The following is a 589-nucleotide window of genomic DNA, read 5'->3' as shown; positions in this document are numbered from 1 at the left end:
GGTATTCCTTTACAGATGCTGAAGGAGTCATTTTGACAGGCTGGCAAGAAATTAAGGGGAAGACTTATTATTTCTCATCGCCTTATGGCTACATGGTTGCTGGAAATGCAAGTGATGCACTGATTGAGGATAAATACTACTACTTTAATGATGACGGTGTTTTACAACGATCAACCTGGGATGGAGATTCCTATGCCGATGCTTCTGGAGCAATCGTTAAAGAAGGTCTAAAAGAAGTAGATGGTAAAATTTATTACTTCCAAAATTACAATGTAAATAAAAAGGAAATATGCTTAGAAGATCAAAATAAAATTATTCACGTTTCCGACAAAGGTGTACTTGAAAGAGTTACTGATCTAAATGGAAAAGTGATAAACAGCGTTGTTAATGTTGGGTTGGACAACAAAATATTATCATTTAAGCATGACGGTTCGCTTTATAAAACAGGGCTCAACAAAAGTGAGAACCTACTAGAATATTATAGTTTAGAAGATGGAGTTTTCTATACCGGCTGGAAAATGATAGACGGTAAAAGATACTATTTCACAAATGGTCGCAATTACACGTTCAATGCTTATGAAAACATTGA

At 35.1% G+C, this 589-nt stretch carries 1 pseudogene; it reads left to right on the top strand.

Features of this window, described 5'->3' with window-relative positions:
- Window positions 1–589: pseudogene (locus JDS80_RS32465) on the top strand (N-acetylmuramoyl-L-alanine amidase family protein); the annotation flags it as partial.

This window comes from Bacillus cereus group sp. N8, from assembly GCF_016483685.1.
Lineage (GTDB): Bacteria > Bacillota > Bacilli > Bacillales > Bacillaceae_G > Bacillus_A > Bacillus_A proteolyticus.
This window is presented reverse-complemented; position numbering and strand designations above follow the sequence as displayed.